Origin of the sequence: Bradyrhizobium diversitatis (genome assembly GCF_016031635.1) — a bacterium.
Lineage (GTDB): Bacteria > Pseudomonadota > Alphaproteobacteria > Rhizobiales > Xanthobacteraceae > Bradyrhizobium > Bradyrhizobium diversitatis.
This window is the reverse complement of record NZ_JACEGD010000007.1, coordinates 146,952-169,069: the sequence shown is the minus strand read 5'-3', so window position 1 is coordinate 169,069 and position 22,118 is coordinate 146,952. Positions and strand designations below refer to the sequence as shown.

Genomic DNA, 22,118 nt, shown 5'->3' with positions numbered 1-22,118 from the left:
TAGCAAATCCGTTCCATCAGTTTTGGGGAGGACAATACTGACGGCACTGCAAACAGCGGCCCATGCGAGCGTCCGATCGGCCCTGATGTTTATTCATTGTGATGATCCATATTTCCTGGAGCGGCCAAAAGAGGCGTGATGTCCGCCGGCCCTCCTTACGAAGCTCCGCAGATCCAAGGCGCCCGACCACGTCAGGCAAGTATCCAAGGAATAGGGAGAATGGATGAACAAGATCGGGCCTGGAGAGATAGCGATCCCGCCAGCGGCACGATGCTGGCTGATTTCAGGCGATATCGTCATAGCTGACGGCCCCGATTGGAGCGCTGGACCACAGATCAGTTACGGCGCCGGTCGAAGATCGGCGAGTGGCGCGCTGAACGAAGTGACCCAAGGGGTCGGTCGTCTGCAGTGCGCCGGTGGCGCTGCAAGCCGGGAACATTTCCGATCTGCTCCGTACTACAATTGGTAAGTCGCCTACTCGCCGCGCTGTGCGACAGTACGCCAATATCGCGGATTGTCTGGCGACTGAAGTCGAACCCAGTGATAGGGAGCGCGCGACCACGATCGGATCTGCGGAGTTAAATTGTCCAGCACAAGGTCGCCGCTCTTAGTCCTTACCACCAGAACCAGATGATGTTGGCCCGAAGCGGTCACGACCTCGCCGAGCAGTAGGGTTCGCGACGGCCATCCCCGCTGTAGAAGCTTGTGGCGCTTGCTGACAGCGTAGTCGTTGCAGTCGCCGCGCTCCGGATCGATGAGCCAGGCTTCCACCGGCGGACCGGGTTCACTGGCTTCCGGGATAATGGCCCTGTTCACGCTCTGGTTGGCTTCTTTCAGATCTGCCCACCGTGCCTCGGTCAGGCGGATCGGACCGCCGCGAAACAGGAGGCGGACGCGGCAGTCATCCTGATAGCGCAGGCAAAACATTGTGTATGCCATGGGAGCGAGCGCCGGACCGTCGAGTTTGAGGTGCGGAGACGCCGACACCGCGATCGTCGGCATACCCGACAATTTTCCATCGGCCGATCGAGCGGTCGTCATCGTTTGAGAGGCGATTGTGGCGACTGCGCCTGCAGCCAGCATTAACGTCCTGCGCATGCTGTAGCTGACGGACGCCCGATCAGACCCGAGGTCACGAGCACGAAGGGACAGATCGACTGCCGTGGAGGTGAGCGACCCAGGGACCGACGGAACGCCGCCGTCCGCAGCGCGTGCGCGGTGACCCCAAAACTGCAAAACATGTGCGACCCTTGTGACTGCGCGGGAAGAGATCGAGGACGGCGAAAGGTCCGCCCCCTGGTCCGAAAACCGTACAATCTGACGCCACGTACGATTCAAGCCCCCTTGAAGTCGTGCGAGTGTGTTCGGGCTCACGCCGTTCGGCGGACAATTCGCTGCGCAGAAGTCATCACCAATGGCAGTCTGCACGGCAGCCCAACCGCGGACGACTCTTCACGTGTCAGCGCGGAGAGTCCGTTCAGACAACCGGGACATGCGCTAGTTTTGCCTCTCAGGCATTTCCGCCAACGATCTTCGTGACATCAATAACGTCCGCGCTGACCGAAAATGGCGCCGCTTCCCATATTGCAGGATTGTGACCTACGCCCGAGAAGTTCCTACGTATCACCACGGATGTCGGACGCCGCTTCACCTGGTCTAGCGGTTGCATATCCATTTCCATGAAACGCAAAGGCCCATCGGTCGGTCCAAGACACTGGCGGCAGCGAGCTCAAGCGACGCTTGCCAAGGCGGAGTCGTTCGAATGTCAACAGTCAAAAGCCAAGCTGCTTAAAATCGCCGAGGAATATTAGAGGCTGGAACGGTGGGCCGACGAGCGCGAAAGATTAAGAGATGTCGATGAGGAGCAATGAGCAGCGTCAATCTGGCGGCGTTCCGCGAAGATCTCTCTCGACCCTGGCCCGCAGCATTTGAAGTGACCGTGGGCCCATGCGCTCGCACCGCTGACACCCCACGCGCATAACCCATGTTGCCGTCGACCTCGGAAATGGCGAGCATATCTCACCGGCTCGATTGAATCCTTTAAGGGGATCTAGCGATGCGCCGATCATGCGTGCTAGCGCCCAGGAGCGGCATCGAACTTGACAGTCGGGTCGGATCGCGTATGTGGAAGTGAGCACGCGCGTCGTCCCGCCAATTCATACGCACGACGGATTATCGTGCAGTCTTCAGGGTGGCACGTGTTTTGCGGAAGCCCCTTGAGGGATAGGCTCTCCAGTGCCTATTCCTCGCCGGCCCGACGCGCCTTTTGACCCGGGAAGGCGCGTCGGGCTTTTCGTGCTGCGCAGCCGAGCGACGCACAATGAGCCGTATCGACCAGCATATGATATCCTTGGCCCGTGTTGAACAACGACACACGTCATGTTGGCTTCGTAGGATTTGGGACATTGTCGGATACGCGAGAAATTGTGGATGGCCCCTCACGCAGCAGTACCGGCCACAGCTCGCGGCAACACATTCAATGATCCTCGCGAAAATCTCTCGGCCAATCGCCGCGGCACATCATTTGCAGCAATCATCGTGGGCATGGACATGGGCTCCCCCAGCGCCACGTCGATGTCCCCAACCTCGCCAGGTTGGGCCCGACGCACCTCCAGCCTGCCCCGAGGGCGTCGGGCTTTTTTTGTTGAGGCAGTGCGATCGTTTTCATCCATCCATCAACCGCCGACATCACTCCGGCGACCATGGCGCAGCTCGAGCCGAGCAACGCCGCAGCTCCCGATCTTACTTCCAAGAGCGCGGCTGAGTGTCTCAAGATGGGAGTTGTGATCACGGATCGAAGATCAATGCGAACGACCTGACGCGGTGAGGCGCCCATCGACGATCGGGGTTCCGAAGGAGATTCGTGCGCAACTCTCGTCGGCGGATTTGCGTCGTTCTCCGGGTACTTGGCTAATCCAAGAGCCGGCACAGGCTTACCGCTGCGGCAAGACACGCAGCGATGAACGCCTCCGGAGCGTCAGCCCAGTAGGCGATGAGCATAGCCCACAAGCTCACCGAAAACGCGATGGCCCAAATCATTTGTATCTGACCTTGGCGCGGGCGAGCGCGGCGCGCCGCGTTGTCGGCGCATTGAGCGCAGCACGCGCCTGCAGCCGGTTGAAGTCGCCCATCAAGGAGCTCCGGCGAGCCAGCAGATGCTCGCCCAGAGAACCGCGGCCAGAAAGATGGCAGCAAGCGACAAAGCTTGTGGCGTGACCGACCTCAGGGGAAGATCACAACGCGCTGCTCGCATGGCCTCCTGCGCGTTGATCGGAGGTCGTCTTGGTTCGCGCCAGTGCATCATCAGTACTCATCTATGCCATGGTGGATCGAGGCGAGCGTCGGATCCGTGCGAAATCGAATGTCAACATGATCGGGAGAACCTGCCCCTTGCTCGCAAATTGATGACCGGAATGCCCAGCGCGCGGCCAGCCTCATCGGCAGCCGATTGGGACGTTAAGCCAGGCCGAGCCTTGGCCGGTCTCGGATCGCCCGAGGCAGGTATCGGTTCGATCGTGATTGCGACGACCGTCAAGTGCATCTCGGACAATTGCCAAGCCGCGAGTCGTCCGCGTGTTGATCGGCGGGGGTCGAGCACGTGTCATCGGGTGATCCCGCGTTGGTGGGCTGTGCGCAAGCTTCCGCTGCCGCATGTTCCACTCAGCAATCGGCGTGCCGCAGGAAGCGGTGCTGTGGGCGTTCGTTGACGCGAGAAAGCCCAGGATCTTGCGTCGCCGCAGCAAATGGTGTCGCGCTTATGGTCCGGTTTCCGACATCTTCGTCACGAACCGGACGTGAATGCTCAGCGGTGCGCGGGCTGTCGTTTCCCGTCGTTTGCGTCAACCAAGCTCGTTTGAGCCAATATTGAGGTTGCTGGAATCCCGCTGTTTGGAGTCCACCACATTTGGATTAACGCGTTCGCAGCCCACGAGTCGGTTGTTGCTCCACGCGTCCCGGCGGAGATATTCAAATCCGCAGCTGTCCAGCCTCTTTCGGAACGCGTCGCCGAACGCCACTTTCCCACAGACTGATCATTCGAGTGAGGATGATGCAGCGACGAATGCAAGCGCTAGCTTGACTGACTTGGCAAACTCAACGGCTGCGGCCACATAGATGACGTATTGGGATTGTTTCAGGCTGACTTATGTGCGGTCGCATCGGGTAGAGCCGATGAAGCACCGGCGGACAATTTCGTGTGCGCCGACTTCAAAGCAGTTAGCAAGGCCAAGGAGGACGCGTGAGAGCGCAGATAATAGATAGGCTGGAGGCCGGCCGCGTACAGCATGGGCAGTTCGCCAGCGCGCCAGGGTCAGGTCCTTGTGGTCTCTTTTTTGTTCAAGGACCTTGCGGCTGTAAGCTGCAAATCGCAGCATTGGTCCGCCCGGGATGGGAGCACGTCTCCGTCTCGACGCCGCGGCGTTGTCCGAACTGGGAAGAGATGTGCTTCGTCAAGGACCTGTTTTGGGATGAAGAGGAATGCGTGATGCAGCTGCACCCGCCATACTCGCAATACGTGAACAACAGCAGGTACTGCCTGCACCTTTGGAAGCCCATTCGGGAGAGCATTCCAAGGCCACCGGCATCCTTCATAGGCGTCGTCGGCCTCGGACCGTCCGATGCGGCGTCGCTGTTGGCAAGAATGAGAGCACGATCGTGATCGGCAGTGTACGCGGTTGGCACCCGGCCCCATCCACTCGGACGCTGGAGCTCATCGCTCCACGTCTCGGGGGTGTTTCAAGGTGGAGTGAGATCGCAGACCATGCGGGTCACCGACTCATCGCCTTGCCCCGAGACGAGCGCTCCGCATGAGGCTCAACTCGATGTCGCGGAACAGGGTGTAGTTTCGCCAAATCCATTGGTGCAGCTCCGTGGTCGAATCCTTCTCGTGGCGCAAATACCCCGTAAAGGAAAACGTCAGGCGATCGATATAGGTTTTCAAAAATTGGGGCAGTGCGAAGATGCGCAGCACAGGACCGCGGTCCATTGCTTCGGGCAATTCGCCGCGCAGCACGAACTGATTATGGACCGTGATCAGCGCAGGTGCCCGGATCTGGTGCCGCAATACCTCATAGCTTCGCGAGGAGACGCGATCGGCGCTCCCGACAAATAGGATGATTGGTGCGACCTGGTTGCGTACCGCCTCCCTCACGAACTCAATCTCGATGCACATTTTGAAGAACTCGTCGAATGCGTGGAAACCGAGATCAATCACCTTCGCGATCCCGTCGTCGAGGATGAGCCGGTCCATCAACTGCATCTTGCCCCAGGTGTCGGTCACATCTGCCGTCTCGGTAATTTTGGGCAGGTAATCGACCAGCGACGGCTCCCTCAAATTGATATCGAAGGAGAGCACGGATCCGTTCTTGAGCAGCAAGAACTCGCTCAAGAGCCGCGCGATCAGAGTCTTGCCGACCTGCAGGCCGGGAGAGCAGATGATGTAGACCGGCGTAGGTGGCATCTCCAGCGGCATCACACGGGTTCGTATATTCCCCAAGGTGCATACCAAAAGGACTACGTTTCACTGCTGCGGGGTACTGCTGTGGTGCCAGTCAGATCGGTCAAGTCGATGCGGTCATACTCGGACCAGACATTGGCCAGCCAGTGCCGGACGTAGCCCCGCAGCACAAAGGAGTAGTTCGCGATCTCATCGAGCGGCCCCTTGTTTGCGACGAAATTGACGAACGAAACGGAAGCGACCTCGACCTGCTCATAGGCCATCTCGTTGAGTTTCGGGATCGTCAGTTCGGTGGCGCCCTTGATGCGGTGAAAATACGAATCGTAAGTCGACTGATCCCACTGAAAGAACTGGGTATCGTTGATGAAATTCTTGACCAGGAAATACTTCGCGCCGTTCATGAAATTGGCTGTTTCGGCGATCTCATCCAGAGAAGCGATCGAAGGGCCAAGGATATGGAAGACGGCAAAGGTGATCTGCCCGGACTTTACTGAGTCCAGGAACCCGATGTCGCGCAATGAGTTCAGAGCGACCGATAGCAAGCCTGCGCGGACGTCGATCACGGTGACCGACAGCCCTGAGTTCAAGGTGTCGAAGATCCTCATCTGGTCCGCCGTCGTCGTCATATCGACGATCTCAGTGATGTTGGAATGGAAGCGCTTCAGCGTACCTCGCGGTGACTCTGTGTCAAAGGCGCGGGTCTGCACCTTGTTCACGCTGAAATAATCCAGAAGCGTCCGACATACGGTCGTCTTGCCGACCCCACCCTTGTCCGCCCCAACCACAATCACAACCGGCTTCGCCATCGAATTCCCTTAAGACATGCGCTACGCCAACCGCGAGGCGCGATCGACGATCTTTGCTTTGGACGTGAACATGGCAGAAAGAAGAGGCAGTCGAAGTTTTGCAAAGTTTTGCGAACGATGTCTGACGTGGCGACGCTCTACGTCAGGTTCACGGTCATCTAACAGCTCAGAGAATCCGGACTGCGACCCTCGCCGTCGATCTTGACGTTGCGTCAGGTTTGAACTCCGAACGCCAAGCACGTTCGGCGTCTTCCGCTTGCTTGCAACGGAGCGGATGCAAGATATCGGAGGCGAACGAGAGCGGGTCTCGCGAGTGCCAGAAAAAAGTGGATCAGCGGCAGGACCAGCTTACCCGAAAGAGGGGATGTGCGCTGTGCCACGGTCGAGTCAGAGATATTGGAAGTTTCGACAGCTTGGCAGTTGAGCTGCATCGCGCAGCCAAGTGTGCAGCATGAGCGTCGACGTAAGTCATCGCGGATTGTACCATGATCGCACATCATGCTAGGGCCGTCGCGAGGCGGGCCTCGCCGCACACGGTTCGCTGGTGTGTCGGTCATAACTTGGCCGTCAATTCGCGAGATGACGTTTGCGGGCGGGGCCAACAGCTGAAAGAGGGAAGAGGGGTGATCCAGGCGGAAATGGATGTCGTCGAGCACATGCTCGCCTCACTAACCAGATGCGCCCTGCAGAGTCGGGTTGCCCCTACTAACCATCAGGTTGCGCATCATTTCGAACTCGCCTGCGAGAGAGTAGGACTCCTCATTACGCCGGCGTCTGCCATTCGAATCTTCAAGCGCCTCGCACACGAGGTTCGGGAAGCAGAATCGATTCTGGAATTCGTCGGTCCTCGTACCGGTGAGTTGCAATGAATGGGCTAAAAGAGTTGATGTGAGTTTGCGAGCGGAGTCATTGTCCGTGCACGCAAAAAGCCCTCGGCGTACGTCGGATGTAAACGGCGCCGAGGGTGTTGTTCGCGGGTCGCGCATTCGGGTTGAGGCGCATTCCCTTTGGCGCGACGTAGCGCTCCAGAACGAGTGGATGCTGCGCGCCACAATCCCGTCGTCACACGTTCTGTGTCTGGTGCAACGCGACGGAGGCTGTTGGCAACAACCATGTGCCACGTTCGGTCCACCGTCTGACACGATCGCGCCTTGAAAAGCCCAATCGAGGAGTAGTGCCGTCTCCGGCAATGGAAATGACGTGTTGCCCTCTCGCTTATTCCAATCGTCGATAGCCAGCGCGTGGCGCCAGATTATCCGCAACCGTGCAGATCGGCGGCAGCGCGTTCCTCGAGCGATGAGCATCTGTCGCACAGATATTGAAGGCGACGGCCATTCAGCCGCGTGTGTGGTCCAGCATCCCGTTAGGGCGAGCTGGCCGACGATCCGCAAGTCGACCAGCCAGCGGCCGCGTATGCTGTGCCATCGAGGGAGAGCGCGATCGCTGATCGCAACGCAGAGCATTGGTGCCGGACCGGCATGTTCGATGGTTGTTGGCTGGAACTGAAATAGGCACCCCCCTCTGGCGGTCGGCCGGGTTCAGCAGCTCTCGACCATAGGCTGCGCCGCGCATGGGATTACAGGGGCACCCCTTGCGCGCCTGTCTTGTGCCGCAGACCGGTACGTCTCTCGTTGCTGCCAGCATTTTTACTAACCTTCATCGCCAAGGGTCGCGGCTGTAGCAAAGCGCAGTGTCGCGTTCGGACGAATGTCAGGTTTGCTTCGGTCCCCTGACCCGGCGAACGGCGAGGAGTGGCTCAACAGACCGGTTTAGAAGTGAATTCATGACTGCCGGGAATTGGTACGACAATTGCTGTTCTCAGGCCAGCTCGGAAGTTCCGGAGTCTCGCATGCCCCGTTTCGTCTCGATGAAGCAAAGTTGCGACCGCGCGCGGGTCCGCGTCCGAGCTCCAGCTCCGGCGCGATGGCGTCTTTCCGAACACTCTAGACCGCACATTTCGATCGCAGTGGGATCAGCGGCGGAGTTGAGGGAACACGGGTCGCGACAAGCTGAGACTCTCGACCATTGGCGCTTGACTTGCCGTGCGGTTCTTGCGCGAGGCGCTCGTCTTCGGCAGCGGCCATCTCGTCTGGCTCACCGAGCGCGTCTTCGCCAGCATCGAACAAGAAGAGCGGAAGCGCTTCGCTCTACCGTGGATCCGGGCTGCCGAGACTCAAATATGAAGATCGAGGCTCCGCCACCGCTATGGCGCCTGCCATTACGCAGCCGCAATGCCTTAGAGGTCAGTCGTGCTCAAGAGAGCGAGGTGCTCGCCGACAGCGCGATAGCGGCCGCCGTCCCTGTTCGTGATAGCCGGCGCCGCGGGCCGCGACGAGCTCAACCGCAACGAGACCACCTGGCGCCGAATAGGACGCCGCACCGTCCTCCTCGTCAGCGCGGGCCCGGAAGCCACATCACGGAGGTGTCCACACGGCAGTTGCGATGTGCCCGCGCGCTTAAGCCGTCGATACACGTCCGCGGCCTTCTCGACCCGTCGCTGCTTCGAGGCGCCTATCCCTTCCGAGCGCGTTTCGGGAGAGCTTAACCAACTCGGGAACTGCATGCCGCAACGCTCGAGCGCTCGCATTGCAAAGACGCGAAGCCCACCGGTGAAGGCGATTGAACGACGCTCCGCCCTCAACAAGCTCCGCGCAACGACGCAGTACGATATTTGGGGCGCGCGGCCTCGTGAGGCGCTACATGGATCTTTTCAATTTCATCGAATGCGCCAAGGCAACGCACTCCATCAAGGTCTTGTTCGACCTTCTCGTAAGCTGCGCGAGCGAGAAAGGCTTTAGTGAAGTCGCCTATGGAGCCCTCACTTTCGCGGAGGCATGTGGTCTACCCGAATATCTGCCCTCTGGGGTGACGGTGACCTTCCCGTCCGATTGGTGCGGCCGGTACGTTGAGCGCAAGTACCGTGTCATCGATCCGGTGGTACGACGGGCACCAACGCTTTCGCGGCCGTTCTTGTGGGATCAACTTGCCAAGAAATGTCAATTGCAACCCAGCGAGCACCGCGTACTCGCAGAAGCCAAAGAGGCAGGTCTGAAGCACGGTATGAGCGTGCCGTTGTACGGACCATTGGGCCAAGTGGCTCTGGCATCCTTTGCGTCCCCGTTCGACGATGCTGATCCGCAGTGCCAGATGAGTCATCTCAACGTACTAGCCTGGCACTTCCACCTTGCCCTTGCCGAGATCTCGCGCCCCTCCGCTAGCGGCTCAACTTGCGAAGTTGCACTGTCTGAGCGGGAAAAAGATTGCTTGCGATGGGTGGGCGAGGGCAAGTCCTCCTGGGAAATAGGCAAGATCCTCGAGGTGAGCGAGAATACTGTCAACTTCCATCTCAAGAACGCGATACGAAAGCTCGGTACTTCAAACCGGACCCACGGGATTGCAAAGGCCATTCGCCAAAACCTCATTTGAAGGCCCGGCCGCCCCTGCACCGACCGGATCAGTCGGTGAGAGACGACCGTCCTTGATGTGCAACCCACAAACGTGGACGTCGCCTCGAGCCGTACGTAGCGGTGGCGAGCGGTGCTCGTGGACGACCGCTTTCGCAGCGTCCCCACCGCCAAGCAAGGGTTGAGCAGACGCCGAGTATTTCAGTAAGCACAGGCTTAGGTTCGCGCGGGCAGTGACGGATCGGTCCTGATCGTGCCCTGTGCAGATAATGCTGGGCGGCGGCGCAACTGCTGTCACTTCTGGGGGGGCGGCAAGGTCATTCCCGCGTTGCTCCAGCTACCAAATATCGGTCCTGACAGATCCTTCGGCAGGCCGACCAGCACGCCAATGGGACCAGCGTAGCCGTGGCGATAAGCCATGACCACAGACCGGTCATCGCTGGAGGTAAACTGGAATCTCCCGGTAAAATGTCGACTTCGCAACACCGCAATGTTTGTGCTCCGACACAATGGGCAGCTGATTGGCGGAGGACCAGCGGCGTCGCGGTCAGAAATCGGTGCAGTCGATTCGATGAACTCAGATCGCTTGGAGTGGTTGTCGAGTTCCCCTCGCTCGGGAGCGCTGATCGTACCGAGGTCGGCCTTCACGTTGAGGTCATACATCCAATCGATCTCCGCGTCGCGCTGCTGACGCATCTGCATCGCCGCACAATGCGCAGCTTGTGCTTGTCGTTGCTGCTCGGTGAGTGCGGCCACGCGGAAGTTGTCGCCGTTATCGGCAGCTCGCTTGATCTCATCGGCCAAAACGCCCTGACTGGCATGATAACGTCGATCCGCATCCTGGCGTCGCATCATCTCGTCCAGCACCTCGGGGGCGAGACCGTTCATCTGCTGGACTTTGCTCTCGCTAACATACGTCTCGCTGCCTTGTGCATCAACATAGATGAGGCTGGAATAGACCGGCGCCGCTTCAATCGTCCACACGGGAGGATACGGTCCGTCAACAAACCCGAACACAGTGTCGTTTAGAGTCCCGCCGCCTACGTAATAGTGAGCCGGTGTCTCCCGATACTCGAGTTCGTGATGCGGTGCTAAGCCGCTCGAGCCACGATGATCGATGACGTCTTCAATGAACAGCACGCCAGGCGTACCCGGATGCGCATCAATGTATCTCTTGGCTTGCTCATAACGAAGAGTGCGACGCTGCGTTGTTTGTGGCGCGGGTCCATATACGTCCGCGAGAAACATGACGGTCGCGTCAATGGACCCCAACTCCGCAGTATCGGTCGGAACTGGGCTTGGAGCCTCTGGCGTTCCAAATGGCTTCGTTGCAGACATCGCAGCTGGGGACGATCGATCATGGACCTCACCTGGCGCGGCATGTTCCTCCACAGCGGCAAGCAGGTGGGAGTCGTTCGCATTGGCTTGAGCTTGAGCGAGAACGAGCATGCTGCAAGCTACAAGTATTTTTCGCATTGAAGAGCCTCCGTTTTGGTGTGGTGCAGCCCAGGTCAACAAGCGCGGAAAACCGCAGCAGTTGACCAGCTGGATTGACTTTCGAGAGTTCCGAAGAAGTCTTGTTAGGGGTACGAAAATCACGAGCAGTGCGCTCGTCCCCTTGACATGTGCATCACTGCATCGAGCGGCTGAATGAACCCATCGAGCCGTCATCAGTTGCGATCATTTCACTCGGCCTGTTCGACGATATTGTCTTGCCAGCGATAGACAATGAAGCCGGGAGCCGAATTGTCTCCCTTGGCGTCGAACCGGACGACCCCGATCACCGTGTCGATAGGCTGCGAACGAAGCGTAGCTGCCACTTTCAGTGAATCGAAAGTGCCGGCGCGTTTTGCGGCTTTCGCCCATGCCTGCACAGCGGCATAGGCGTAAAGCGAGTAACCTTCCGAAGACCGGTTGGAGGCCTTCAGTCGTGCCACGACGCTCGCCGCGTCAGCATTCTTGGTAGGATCCGGCATGAAGGTGAACAGTGTTCCGTTTCCGGCTTTGCCCGCGATCAGCGAAAAATCGTGGGTCATCAGCGGATCATTGGCCATCACGGTCATACCTGCACCTGCATCTCGGGCCTGACGCACGATCAGCCCAATCTCATTGTAGTAGCCACCGATGTAAGCAAGCTTGATTCCGTCCGCTTTCATCCTCGAAACCAGGGCCATGTAGTCCTTCTCCCCGGCCACATAGCTTTGTCGCTTCACATCCTGAATCCCAACCTTCCGAAGATGAGTCGCAACGACATCGGCAATGCCTTTGCCAGCGGTGCTCCTGTCGTCAAGTACGGCAATCTTGGTATCGGGGAAATGCCGGCGGATATATTCGGCTGCCACGACACCTTGCTGGTCGTCGCGCCCACAGATTCGAAACACGGATTTGATGCCACGCTCTGTGAGCGCGGGATTGGTCGATCCGGGCGATATCTGAACAAGTTGCGCCTCGTCGTAAACGTTCGAAGCCGGTATCGACGAGGAAGAACAAAAGTGGCCGACGACCAACTTGACTTGATCTGATGCAAGACGATTGGCGACGACGACCGCCTGCTTGGGATCGCACGCGTCGTCGGCGATGCTCAACACCACCTTCGTTCCTGGAAGGAGGCCTGACGCATTCAAATCATCGATGGCGGCAGCAGCACCGTCTCGCATCTGTGCTCCAAGCGCAGCATTGCTTCCGGTCATCGGTCCTGCCACAGCAATATTGATGTCGGCCGCAGATGCAGCGGACATCAAAGCAAGGAGTGGAATAACTGCGAGAGAAATGGCGCCATGAATTGACATTACGAGCTTCCCATGCGGGCTTGAGTTTGCGGCCGGCCTTGCCTGGATTATTTATTTTTGCTGAGGCGTCGCACAATGACAGCGGTAGGACCGGCGGCCTTTGCTGTGAGCCGTTCTCCGCCGGGTGCTGGCGCGCGCGGCGGGCGAGAGACGGGCGAAGGATTGCCCCCAGGATCCTTTCTTGCGGCAGGCACGCGGGCAGGGTCAGAAGAAAGCGGGCTCGGACCACATTCGCGGTCGACGTCAACGAAGTCGCGCTGATCAGATTCCGGTAGGGCCATGACGATCCTTCATTGCATGCCGAACGCGAAGAACGCGCACCTTGAAAAACCAGGCGTACGGGGCCAGGGCAACCCTCGTTCATGAGAGCGTTCCCCGCGCTGATCCAGCGTCAGCCAGATTCAATTATACAATCTGACGTTACGTCCGATTCAAGCCCGTTCGAGATAGGCATCTCTCGAATGGTCGTGAGTGGTTCTCGAAGGAGCGACAGCGCAAGGTCGATGCGAAGGCACGGAAGAGCCCGAGCCGGAAACGCCGCAGTCGCAAGCTGCGGCCACCAATCATGAAAATAAAGGACGCATCTAAATCGGCGGCTGCGTTAGTGCCGATCCTGCAATGCGGCCATGGCGAGATCGAGGTACTGCATCAAGCTGTGGTTCCAGCCGGCCAGGTTGCGCGGCGTGCTCAGTCGCGCAAGAACTTTCAGCATGGTTGAGGCCGCCGGGTCAGTCCCCGCAATTTCTGTGATGAGCGAGCGCGCCTTGAGCGCCACGGCAGCGGCCCGCTCGCTGCAAGGGTGCTCGCCACGATCGAGACAATCGCGTAGCTCATCCCGGATCTTTCGCCAGCGCTCCTCTCGCTCAACGCCGACCGCGCACGTGCATCGCGGAGTCTGGGGGCGTGCTTCGGCGCGCGAAGCCGCACTCAGAGCAGCAGGCAGCTCATGCACGCTAACTTGCGTGTCAGAGTCCGTCGTCATGTTCCGCAAACGATCACGCAACTGGGTCGTGCGCGTGACCTGAAGCTCGATTTGCTCCAAATGCTTGCGCAGGAGGTCAGTAAGTGAAGTCTTGCCCCCCATTGCTGTGCGAATATCATTCAGCGAGAAGCCAAGCTCGCGCAACGCACGAATCTGGGACACTCGTTGAATGCTTTCGCGTTCGTACATTCGGTGACCGCCGTCCGTGCGTTCTGACGCACTGAGCAGACCCGTGTGCTCGTAGTGATGCAGCGTGCGTACCGTGACCCCGGTCGCCTCCGCAAGTTCTCCAATGCGCCATCGACGCCTTCGTGGTGTAGCTTTGATCATGATGTTCAATTGGCAAGCCTACAACCTGACGTCACGTGAGAATCAAGCTACTTGAATCAGCTGGTTGAACAGTCGTCTATTCTGGCGCAAGCAGGTTGGCTCTCCTCAAATCGCCGATCAACCGGGTCGGCAGATGGCAGGGCGTCGAGCAAGAGCATAAGGGACGCCAAACCGGATTGGCTTGCTGCTGTACGCTCCAGAACAAGTTTGGCGATTGTGATCCGGTTTTCAGGCGTTCGCATAGATGCCGGCAGCGACGCGATGGTTTTATCAAAGATCGCGCCGAGGACCGTGAGATCTTCCGGATCGTAGACACCACTATACCGCAGCAACATTCGGCTCCGTGTTTGTGATCGGGTTAGGTGGCCGAGGCGCTTGACTGCGCCGTTGGGCGAAAAGACGACAGACCGGCGGAGCTCAGCGAGGAAGGCGCGATACGCACTCAAGTGACGCGGTTGTGCAACAGCGATCGACTTTACCTTGCCCGAAATCGAGGCAGCCGATGCCAAGCGAATCTGGGCAATCGATTGCTCTACGGAATCGACGGGCTGACTGGCGCGCGAAGCTGACGATGAGTTGTTCGGGTCAGAGCACCGCGGCGCGTGAACGATGACCGCGAGACCGCTGGAGATACGACAGGATTATAGATGGCCCGGCCATGGCAAGCGGGAACGACGCTTGAGAGCGGCGCGTTTGGGGTGCATCACTGAGGGAGATCCGGCGCTCTTTTGCGCGAGCGGCCAATGGCTCCGAGCTGTTATCGAGTGCCCGTGCGGATACTTGGGCCAAGCTGCCTGCTGACGTCCGCGCGGTGGTGAGTTAAGGGATGATTCCGGCTGCCGCAGGCGCGAGACCGTTTTCGTATAAGAGGTCTGTAACAAGCTCGACTTGCACATCCGTGCACCCCCTCAACGTATTCGACATCTGAATCGGCCGCACATTGCGCGTTGCCGATCGTGCCAATTGATCCGCTAGCAGGCCATGATCGGCATCGATCAGCACGGCGAGAGACCAGCATCTTGGCTCTTTGCTCGAAGCGCTCGCGGACGACACGTTGCATGGCGATGAAACCGGCAGGAGTGCGCCGCTACCATCAAAGTGAGGCGCCGTCAAACTTTCGGGGCGAGGAGAGTGACTTCGAGGCAGCACACTTGGCACCGTCAGCAACCGAGTGTCGTCGCATTTGTTCGGCCATTCGCTCTTTTTCCGGCATCACGCACAGCCGTGATCGCGGATCCAAATTTTCAAACGCGAAGGTGCTATAGAAGAAAGTTCGGTTCCTTTGCAGCTGTTCACCAGCAGGTCGCTTTCAGCTTAGATCTGAACTGCGAAATAATCTTCCATTCACTTGGAGGGCGAATAGTCTGCCAAAGCCTTGCGATTTCCCGCGGTCGCGCGCGCAGAAGGCATGCGCGAGGCCTGCTCCAACAATATTTTTCGCATCCAGATGCTTGCCGGATCGGTATTGTGAAGGGCCGGCCATTGGACAGCCTCGCTGAAAGACGGAATTGGCAGCGGAAGTGCGACGATTCGCAGAGGGGTCGTCTTTCCGAAATGTCTGGCCAGCAATGAGGGCATCGTGCCTATGCGATCAGTGCCCAAGAGCATAGGTGGAATCATGCTGAAGCTCTGCACGACCACCTCAAGGCGCCGCTTGAGACCGTGCTCAATCAAGAACCATTCCTCGATCGAAGGCCTTCGCGTACGCCCGAATTTGGCTGCTACGTGTCCCATCGCCATGTATTTCTCGAATGTCAGGTTGCGTGAGAGCTGCTTGTTGGTCCGGCACCCCACGCATACGAGTGTCTCCTCGAACAGCGTCGCTCTTGGATGCGAGCGCGACATGTACATTTCCGGCAAGATAAGGAAGTCAATCTCACCGCGCCGGAGAAGCTCATCGGGGTCATCCGCGAGCGGCAGAAATTCGAACGCCACGCCTGGAGCCTCCCGTGCGACCCTCTCCACGATGGCCTGAAAAAACACGACCATGACGAAATCAGAAACGCCGATCCTGAACCGGCGATCGGATTGAGCTGGATTGAACGCATCCCGCGAAATAATGGAGAGCTGGATGTGCAGCAGGGCTTCGCGAATTGGGCCGGCGAGTCCTTCCGCGCGTGGCGTCGGGACGAGTTCTCGGCCCCTCATCGCAAATAGATCGTCGCGAAAGTAGGATCGCAAGCGGCCAACCGCCGCGCTCATGGCCGGCTGGCTCAAGTTGATTCTGCGCGCAGCCGCCGTGAGGTTGCGCTCCGTCATCAGAGCGTCGAGCGCCACGAGAAGGTTCAGATCAAGCCCTTTGAAACGCATGGTCGGAAGTATCCAATTCGTGGATGTCTACCATAGAAACAATCGATTTTACCAATTTGGTGCGGTGCGGGATACCAGAAACGTCGGATCGGAGTCAGGCGTACTACAATGATTGTTGTTCGTTGCCCCAGCCCCGTGAGGGATTTTCTCACGTCCTCTAAGCATCCACCGCGGCGCATGTCGACCGCGACGACGCCGTTCCCCGAGCCCCGTAAGCCGCATTGCGCCGGCACGAGGCGGCAAGTGCGCCCAGCCTCGCGTAGGCGCCTCGTGCCGATAAACCTTCGTATAGCTTTTCCAAACCTTCCTCAATCGGCCACTGACCCTCATACGGCTGCCGCCATACGGCTCTCGTGCCGTAAGTGTAGGAGCAATCGGAAGGTGCCGAACGTAGATGCCACCCGCCTCGGCGACGCGTCCAAGTGGATCGCGGCTCGAAGGGGATCTGCCCAAAATGCCGCCGAAATATCTGCCCGATCTCATGCAGATGGCGTCGCTCTTCAATGTCATCTCCATCGTGAACGCGGCTCCTCCAAACAGTGAGCGCTGGATCCAGGCAACGCGCGCCGACGTGTCCCGCCGGCTCATGAATACGCCCGGCGAGAATGAGTGAATCGCCTGCATAAAATGCCACATCAGATCTCGAACGTCGCAACGGGGACCACCATGAACATTGCCATATCCAACGATACAGGAGTGTTCTCCACGCATTCCAAAGTGCGGTGGAGAGTGTGCTGGGAAAACGAGCTGCAACTTGCTGAACACATCGAGCTGTCCGAGTTCTTTCGCAAGACGTACGGGCCGACCGGTGAATTCAATGCAAAACCGTTCGAAGGCGGACGAAGCTGGGCCGGCGCGAGGCCTGAGATTCGTGTCATTGGCTACGATGCGCAGGGCATAGCAGCTCATATCGGCGCACTGCGCCGCTTCATCAAAGTCGGAGACGTCGATCTGCTCGTGGCTGAGCTCGGATTGTACGGCGTACGTCCGGATCTGGAGGGGCTAGGGATCACGCACTCAATGCGGGTGATGTATCCGGTGCTGCAGCAGCTCGCGGTCCCGTTTGGCTTTGGTGCAGTACGGCACGCGTTACAGAAGCATGTGACCAAGCTGGTCGGCCGTCAGGGTCTCGCAACGATTTTGCCGGGAGTGAGCGTGCGTTCAACTCGGCCGGATATTTATCTGGACTTGCCGCCAACCCGTACCGACGACGATTTGGTGGTTCTGGTCTTCCCAATCGGACGTCCGATAAGCGAATGGCCGGCCGGGACCATGATCGATCGGAACGGGCCAGAGCTGTGACTTGTCTCGGCGGCTTGTCGGAAGCGCGAAGCGAGCACGTCATCGCCACCGGAGATCGTAACGTTTACCTGACCTTTGACGACGGTCCGGATCCTCGCTGGACGGCTTCTATCCTTGATGTTCTCGCGGAGCACGGGGTGCCGGCGACGTTCTTCGTCATCGGGGCGTGCGCGGCAGCTCACCCGAAGCTGCTCCAACGAATCATCGCGGAAGGGCATGAAGTCGGAAACCACACGATGACCCATCCCGATCTCTCCAGATGCGAACCAGCGGAGGTGCAACATGAGATTCGGTCGGCGAGCGACGTCATCAGGACGGTTTGTCCCGAGGCGTCACTGCGGCACATACGTGCTCCGTATGGCATCTGGACTGACCCGGTACTCGCGATGTCAACCAAAGCCGGATTGGCTCCCTTGCACTGGTCAGTAGACCCGAGAGACTGGTCTCGTCCCGGGGTTCCAGCAATTGTTGACGCAGTGCTGGCGTCGGTCCGGCCCGGTGCTGTTGTGCTCTTGCACGACGGATGTCCTCCCGTCGAGCGCGAACAAGCCATCGATTGCGGTCGCGATCAGACCCTCGAGGCGCTTTCGCGGCTTATTCCAGCATTGGGCGAGCAAGGGTTTGCCATCTGCTCGCTTCCTCAATCTCATTGAAAAAGAGCCGCCCCCATGAATCTGCTTGCCACAACAAGCGTTCTCGCCGTGTCGTCCTATGCCCTGCTGTCCGCCATCTACAGGAGCGTGCAGACCCGCAACGCGCTCCGAACAGAGGTGCCGTCCCCGACTGACTACGCTTCAGAGGCCGGCCCGCTGCCGAGCGTCGATGTGATCGTTCCCTGCTTTAACGAGGACCCGCGCACGCTGTCGGCGTGCCTGGAGTCGATCGCAAGCCAAGACTACGAAGGGCAAGTGCGGGTGTACGTGGTAGATGATGGCTCCGAAAATCGTAAATACCTGTGGCCTGTACAGGACGCCTACACGGATGATCCACGGTTCAATTTCATGTGGCTGGGAAAGAACGTTGGCAAGCGCAAAGCGCAAATTGCAGCGCTGCACCGCTCGTCCGGCGATTTGGTTCTCAACGTCGATTCTGATACGACGATCGCCGTCGACGTGCTGACCAGGCTTGTACGGAAGATGCAAAATCCAGCCGTTGGCGCTGTTATGGGGCAGCTCACAGCCAGCAATCGAAGCGGCACTTGGCTGACCAGGCTGATAGATATGGAGTACTGGCTCGCCTGCAATGAAGAGCGTTTGGCGGAAGCTCGCTTCGGAGCCGTCTTGTGTTGCTGTGGCCCGTGCGCCATGTATCGCCGATCGGCGCTCGATTTGGTCCTCCATGAGTACGAGACGCAGTATTTTCGAGGTAAGCCAAGCGACTTCGGCGAGGATCGCCATCTCACGATCCTGATGCTCGCGGCCGGATTTCGAACGGAATACGTTCCTGACGCGATCGCAGCAACCGTCGTTCCGGATAGGCTGGTGCCATATCTGCGTCAGCAATTGCGGTGGGCACGGAGTACCTTCCGGGACACGGCGCTTGCGCTACCCCTGCTGGCAAGCCTCGACTTCTACATCACGCTGGACATTGTCGGGCAAAACCTCCTTCCGCTTCTGCTCGGCGCTTCAATACTGACCGCGCTTGCGCAAATCGCACTGACGAGCGAGTTTCCGTGGCCGACAGTCCTGATCATCGCGTCGATGACCATGGTTCGCTGCAGCCTGGCAGCATTTCGTACCCGACAGCTTCGCTTTCTCGCTTTCGCTCTGCACAAGCCGATCAGCATGTTCCTGTTACTTCCTGTGAAGGCATATGCGTTGTGTACATTGAGCAACAGCGACTGGTTGTCGCGCAAGGTCGCCAATATGCCAGAGTCAGGTGAAGGCCAGGCCAGCGCGCCGAGGCAGAGCGCCAGGTTAGATGCCACAGGCCATTCGGGTATTGCACCATCGATGGGCGAAACGGCGACACGTGCACATGCGTTTGACGTCGACGGAACCTGACAGGCCTGGAGGCGACGTCTGACTGTGCGCGTCAAAGAGGTGAAAAGCTCGTGAGCCTAGACAAGAACTATGAGTTGCTGGAACGAGAATTGGTCGCCGATGATCCGTGGCGTCTGGACGCGAATCCGTTCGAGCGGGAGCGATACACGCAAATGCTTCGGATGTCGCTCTCCCGCCAAGGCATCACAAGCGCGTTGGAAGTTGGGTGCGCTGCCGGCGCTTTCACCGAGATGCTCGCGCCTCACTGCAAACGGCTCACGGTCGTCGACGTCGTGCCGCAGGCCATCAGCCGCGCACGTTCCCGGACGGAGAGATGGTCACACATCGGCTGGAAAGTCGCCGACCTCCAACACTTTTCACCACCAGAGCGGTTCGACCTTATTGTTGTAGCAGAAGTCCTCTATTACCTCAGCGACACGCTGGAGATGCGCACAGCAGTCGACAACCTGGTAGGAATGCTCGCGCCAGGCGGGCTTGTGGTGTTCGGATCGGCGCGCGACCATATCTGCCGACGCTGGGGTCACGTGGCCGGTGCAGAGACGGTCATCGCCATGTTGAATGAAGCGCTGGTCGAGGTCGATCGTATCCAATGCCAAGGTGAGTCGGATAACGAAGATTGCTTGATCGCCAGCTTTCAGAGGCCGGCTGCATAAGCAATCCGTTTTTGCAGGCTGACATATCACTATGTCAGAGTTGTCGTATCGCAGACGGATCGCATTGCGATAGTTGAAGGCGGATCAGCGAGCTGGCCGCGCCGACGAATTATAGCATGAGGAATAGAAGAATGCTCGGCCGCGTCGAAGCAGCGCCAATCTCGAGGCGAACAATCGCGATGGAGCCGGCGCCGGTCACGCCGGCTGACAGGGGGGCCGAGCGCGTGTCGAACGTGGCGATCGATTTCACGGCCGTGAAAAAGTCCTATGGCGAGAAGGTGGTCGTCGACCAGCTGTCGTTCACGGTGGCATCGGGAGAGTGCTTCGGCCTGTTGGGACCGAACGGTGCGGGCAAGAGCACGATTGCGCGTTTGATTCTCGGGATGTCCTCGCCCGAGGCTGGCAAGATAACTGTGCTCGGCGAGAAAGTGCCGGCACGCGCTCGATTGGCGCGCAGGCGCATCGGTGTCGTTCCACAAGCTGATAATCTTGATCTCGAGTTCACCGTACGCGAAAACCTGCTGGTGTTCGGGCGCTATTTCGGGATGACAGCAAAGGATGTCGAGAAGATCACGCCGTCCCTTCTTGAGTTTGCTCGCCTTGAGAGCAAGGCGGACGCGCGGGTGACCGAACTGTCAGGTGGCATGAAGCGGCGTCTTACGCTGGCGCGAGCGCTCATCAACGATCCAGAGATCCTTATCTTGGATGAGCCGACCACGGGGCTCGATCCGCATGCGCGGCATTTGATTTGGGAGCGGCTGCGCGCGCTGCTGTCGCGCGGCAAGACCATCCTTTTGACGACTCACTTCATGGAGGAGGCGGAGCGATTGTGCGATCGCCTGTGCGTCCTCGAGGCAGGACGCAAGATCGCTGAAGGGCCGCCACACACATTGATCGACGAACAGATCGGTTGCCCAGTCATAGAGGTCTACGGTGGTGACCCGAACGAGCTCTGCGCACTCGTCAAGCCGCTCGCTCAACGCACCGAAATCAGCGGCGAGACGCTCTTTTGCTATGCGCCGGATCCAGAGCAGGTGCTCGCACGGCTGCGTGGGCGGACCGGTCTTCGTGTGCTTCAGCGGCCACCGAACCTTGAGGATGTCTTCTTGCGGCTGACCGGACGGGAGATGAGGGACTGAACGATGTGGGAGCAGTATGCGGCGGCTCTGCCCGCCAATGCGTGGAACTGGAGCGCCGTATGGCGACGCAATTATATGGCTTGGCGCAAAGCGGCGCTGGCATCGCTGCTTGGCAACCTCGCCGAGCCCATGAGCGCCTTGTTCGGTCTCGGATTCGGCCTGGGTCTGATGATCGGCCAAGTCGATGGCATTTCATACATCGCCTTTCTGGCAGCCGGGATGGTCGCAACAAGCGCGATGATTTCCGCGACCTTTGAAACCGTGTATGGGGCCTTCGCTCGGATGCACGCCCAGCGCACCTGGGATGCGATCCTTTGCACGGAGCTCACACTTGGCGACGTCGTTCTCGGTGAATTGGCGTGGGCAGCGACAAAGGCCGTTCTGGCAGGGACAGGAATTACGATTGTAGCCGCTGCGCTGGGCTATGCGGCTTGGCCGTCCATCCCTTACGCGCTGCCAGCTATCGCGCTCACTGGTGTTGCCTTCGCCAGCCTCGCCATGGTCGTGATAGCGCTCGCGCCCAGTTACGACTACTTCGTGTTTTATCAGACTCTCTTTCTCACACCCATGATGTACCTGTGCGGCGCGATCTTTCCCGTAACCCAACTGCCCATCGCGCTGCAGCGCGTAGCAGAGGCGTTGCCGCTAGCACATTCGATTGACCTCATTCGGCCGGCAATGCTGGACCGGGACGCCAGCAGCGTCGGCCTGCATGTTGGCGTACTTTGCATATACACTATTGTTGCGTTCGTCGTATCGGCTTTGCTGCTTCGCCGCCGGCTGATGCGTTGAACAAACCATGCCCGACATAGTGTGAATCAGTTCTGCGGAAAGTGGCTGGTGTGGAAGCCAGCGGCAAGGATGCTCGTATCTCGCCGATATATCAGCCTGATAGATCGATAGTATCACGTATGGGCTAACCTGGTCTTACTGGTTAGAGGCCGG

17 protein-coding genes are annotated in these 22,118 nt (G+C 58.9%); 9 read left to right on the top strand and 8 right to left on the bottom strand.

All coding sequences use genetic code 11. The features are described 5' to 3' along the window. Positions 1–474: 474 nt before the first annotated feature. A complete protein-coding gene (locus H1B27_RS08875) occupies positions 475–1,002 on the bottom strand; it encodes a transglutaminase-like cysteine peptidase (RefSeq protein WP_246515291.1) in 528 nt (175 codons plus the stop codon). 3,235 nt (positions 1,003–4,237) lie between these two features. Between H1B27_RS08875 and H1B27_RS41365 the strand changes: the two genes are divergently transcribed. Continuing rightward, positions 4,238–4,657, top strand: coding sequence for a DUF7694 domain-containing protein (locus tag H1B27_RS41365; protein WP_446479872.1), 420 nt, complete (start codon positions 4,238–4,240; stop codon positions 4,655–4,657). A 117-nt stretch (positions 4,658–4,774) separates the two neighbouring features. Here H1B27_RS41365 and H1B27_RS08870 read toward each other — a convergent pair whose 3' ends face one another. Continuing rightward, a complete protein-coding gene (locus tag H1B27_RS08870; RefSeq protein ID WP_197965821.1) occupies positions 4,775–5,458 on the bottom strand; it encodes a hypothetical protein in 684 nt (227 codons plus the stop codon). Between the two features lie 53 nt (positions 5,459–5,511). After that, on the bottom strand, positions 5,512–6,261 hold the full coding sequence (locus H1B27_RS08865) for a P-loop NTPase family protein (protein WP_197965771.1): 750 nt from the start codon (positions 6,259–6,261) through the stop codon (positions 5,512–5,514). A gap of 2,700 nt (positions 6,262–8,961) precedes the next feature. Between H1B27_RS08865 and H1B27_RS08860 the strand changes: the two genes are divergently transcribed. Then, complete coding sequence (locus H1B27_RS08860) at positions 8,962–9,687, top strand: helix-turn-helix transcriptional regulator (protein ID WP_197965770.1); 726 nt, start codon at positions 8,962–8,964, stop codon at positions 9,685–9,687. A gap of 272 nt (positions 9,688–9,959) precedes the next feature. Here H1B27_RS08860 and H1B27_RS08855 read toward each other — a convergent pair whose 3' ends face one another. The 5 genes from H1B27_RS08855 to H1B27_RS08835 form a co-directional block, all read right to left on the bottom strand. Further along, positions 9,960–10,913, bottom strand: a complete 954-nt coding sequence (locus tag H1B27_RS08855; protein ID WP_197965769.1) for a hypothetical protein — start codon at positions 10,911–10,913, stop codon at positions 9,960–9,962. A 437-nt stretch (positions 10,914–11,350) separates the two neighbouring features. After that, entirely contained in the window at positions 11,351–12,454 is a 1,104-nt protein-coding gene (locus H1B27_RS08850) for a branched-chain amino acid ABC transporter substrate-binding protein (protein ID WP_197965768.1), read from the bottom strand. Positions 12,455–13,055: 601 nt separating this feature from the next. Next, on the bottom strand, positions 13,056–13,766 hold the full coding sequence (locus tag H1B27_RS08845) for a MerR family transcriptional regulator (protein WP_197965820.1): 711 nt from the start codon (positions 13,764–13,766) through the stop codon (positions 13,056–13,058). 56 nt (positions 13,767–13,822) lie between these two features. After that, on the bottom strand, positions 13,823–14,101 hold the full coding sequence (locus tag H1B27_RS08840; protein WP_197965767.1) for a hypothetical protein: 279 nt from the start codon (positions 14,099–14,101) through the stop codon (positions 13,823–13,825). 1,009 nt (positions 14,102–15,110) lie between these two features. Further along, a complete protein-coding gene (locus tag H1B27_RS08835; protein WP_197965766.1) occupies positions 15,111–16,076 on the bottom strand; it encodes a LysR family transcriptional regulator in 966 nt (321 codons plus the stop codon). A 454-nt stretch (positions 16,077–16,530) separates the two neighbouring features. On the opposite strand from H1B27_RS08835, the gene H1B27_RS08830 reads away from it, so the two are divergent. The 7 genes from H1B27_RS08830 to H1B27_RS08800 all read left to right on the top strand — a co-directional run bounded on the left by H1B27_RS08830 (position 16,531) and on the right by H1B27_RS08800 (position 21,965). After that, entirely contained in the window at positions 16,531–16,689 is a 159-nt protein-coding gene (locus H1B27_RS08830; RefSeq protein WP_197965765.1) for a hypothetical protein, read from the top strand. A gap of 53 nt (positions 16,690–16,742) precedes the next feature. Continuing rightward, positions 16,743–17,378: a NodA family N-acyltransferase gene (locus H1B27_RS08825; RefSeq protein WP_197965764.1), complete on the top strand. Its 636-nt coding sequence runs from the start codon at positions 16,743–16,745 to the stop codon at positions 17,376–17,378. Further along, positions 17,375–18,031: a chitooligosaccharide deacetylase NodB gene (nodB, locus tag H1B27_RS08820; protein ID WP_376708976.1), complete on the top strand. Its 657-nt coding sequence runs from the start codon at positions 17,375–17,377 to the stop codon at positions 18,029–18,031. The genes H1B27_RS08825 and nodB overlap by 4 nt, the downstream gene beginning before the upstream one ends. Before the next feature lie 15 nt (positions 18,032–18,046). Beyond that, positions 18,047–19,381 carry a chitooligosaccharide synthase NodC gene (gene nodC, locus H1B27_RS08815; protein WP_197965762.1) on the top strand — a complete coding sequence of 445 codons (1,335 nt, stop codon included), beginning with the start codon at positions 18,047–18,049 and terminating at the stop codon, positions 19,379–19,381. A 5-nt stretch (positions 19,382–19,386) separates the two neighbouring features. Next, positions 19,387–20,034: a nodulation methyltransferase NodS gene (gene nodS / locus H1B27_RS08810; RefSeq protein WP_210343283.1), complete on the top strand. Its 648-nt coding sequence runs from the start codon at positions 19,387–19,389 to the stop codon at positions 20,032–20,034. Between the two features lie 179 nt (positions 20,035–20,213). Further along, the gene (gene nodI, locus H1B27_RS08805) at positions 20,214–21,173 is read left to right on the top strand and encodes a nodulation factor ABC transporter ATP-binding protein NodI (protein WP_246515301.1); all 960 of its coding nucleotides are present in this window, start codon (positions 20,214–20,216) and stop codon (positions 21,171–21,173) included. A 3-nt stretch (positions 21,174–21,176) separates the two neighbouring features. Then, positions 21,177–21,965 carry a nodulation factor ABC transporter permease subunit NodJ gene (locus tag H1B27_RS08800; RefSeq protein ID WP_197965759.1) on the top strand — a complete coding sequence of 263 codons (789 nt, stop codon included), beginning with the start codon at positions 21,177–21,179 and terminating at the stop codon, positions 21,963–21,965. The last annotated feature ends 153 nt before the right edge of the window (positions 21,966–22,118 follow it).

Bases quoted from the DNA above. Each gene is read 5' to 3' on its own strand.
- H1B27_RS08875 (WP_246515291.1), bottom strand. From the start codon at position 1,002: ATGCCGACGATCGCGGTGTCGGCGTCTCCGCACCTCAAACTCGACGGT.
- H1B27_RS08870 (WP_197965821.1), bottom strand. From the start codon at position 5,458: ATGCCACCTACGCCGGTCTACATCATCTGCTCTCCCGGCCTGCAGGTC.
- H1B27_RS08865 (WP_197965771.1), bottom strand. From the start codon at position 6,261: ATGGCGAAGCCGGTTGTGATTGTGGTTGGGGCGGACAAGGGTGGGGTC.
- H1B27_RS08860 (WP_197965770.1), top strand. From the start codon at position 8,962: ATGGATCTTTTCAATTTCATCGAATGCGCCAAGGCAACGCACTCCATC.
- H1B27_RS08855 (WP_197965769.1), bottom strand. From the start codon at position 10,913: ATGTTTCTCGCGGACGTATATGGACCCGCGCCACAAACAACGCAGCGT.
- H1B27_RS08850 (WP_197965768.1), bottom strand. From the start codon at position 12,454: ATGTCAATTCATGGCGCCATTTCTCTCGCAGTTATTCCACTCCTTGCT.
- H1B27_RS08845 (WP_197965820.1), bottom strand. From the start codon at position 13,766: ATGATCAAAGCTACACCACGAAGGCGTCGATGGCGCATTGGAGAACTT.
- H1B27_RS08840 (WP_197965767.1), bottom strand. From the start codon at position 14,101: ATGTTGCTGCGGTATAGTGGTGTCTACGATCCGGAAGATCTCACGGTC.
- H1B27_RS08835 (WP_197965766.1), bottom strand. From the start codon at position 16,076: ATGCGTTTCAAAGGGCTTGATCTGAACCTTCTCGTGGCGCTCGACGCT.
- H1B27_RS08830 (WP_197965765.1), top strand. From the start codon at position 16,531: ATGCCGCCGAAATATCTGCCCGATCTCATGCAGATGGCGTCGCTCTTC.
- H1B27_RS08825 (WP_197965764.1), top strand. From the start codon at position 16,743: ATGAACATTGCCATATCCAACGATACAGGAGTGTTCTCCACGCATTCC.
- nodC (WP_197965762.1), top strand. From the start codon at position 18,047: ATGAATCTGCTTGCCACAACAAGCGTTCTCGCCGTGTCGTCCTATGCC.
- nodI (WP_246515301.1), top strand. From the start codon at position 20,214: ATGGAGCCGGCGCCGGTCACGCCGGCTGACAGGGGGGCCGAGCGCGTG.
- H1B27_RS08800 (WP_197965759.1), top strand. From the start codon at position 21,177: ATGTGGGAGCAGTATGCGGCGGCTCTGCCCGCCAATGCGTGGAACTGG.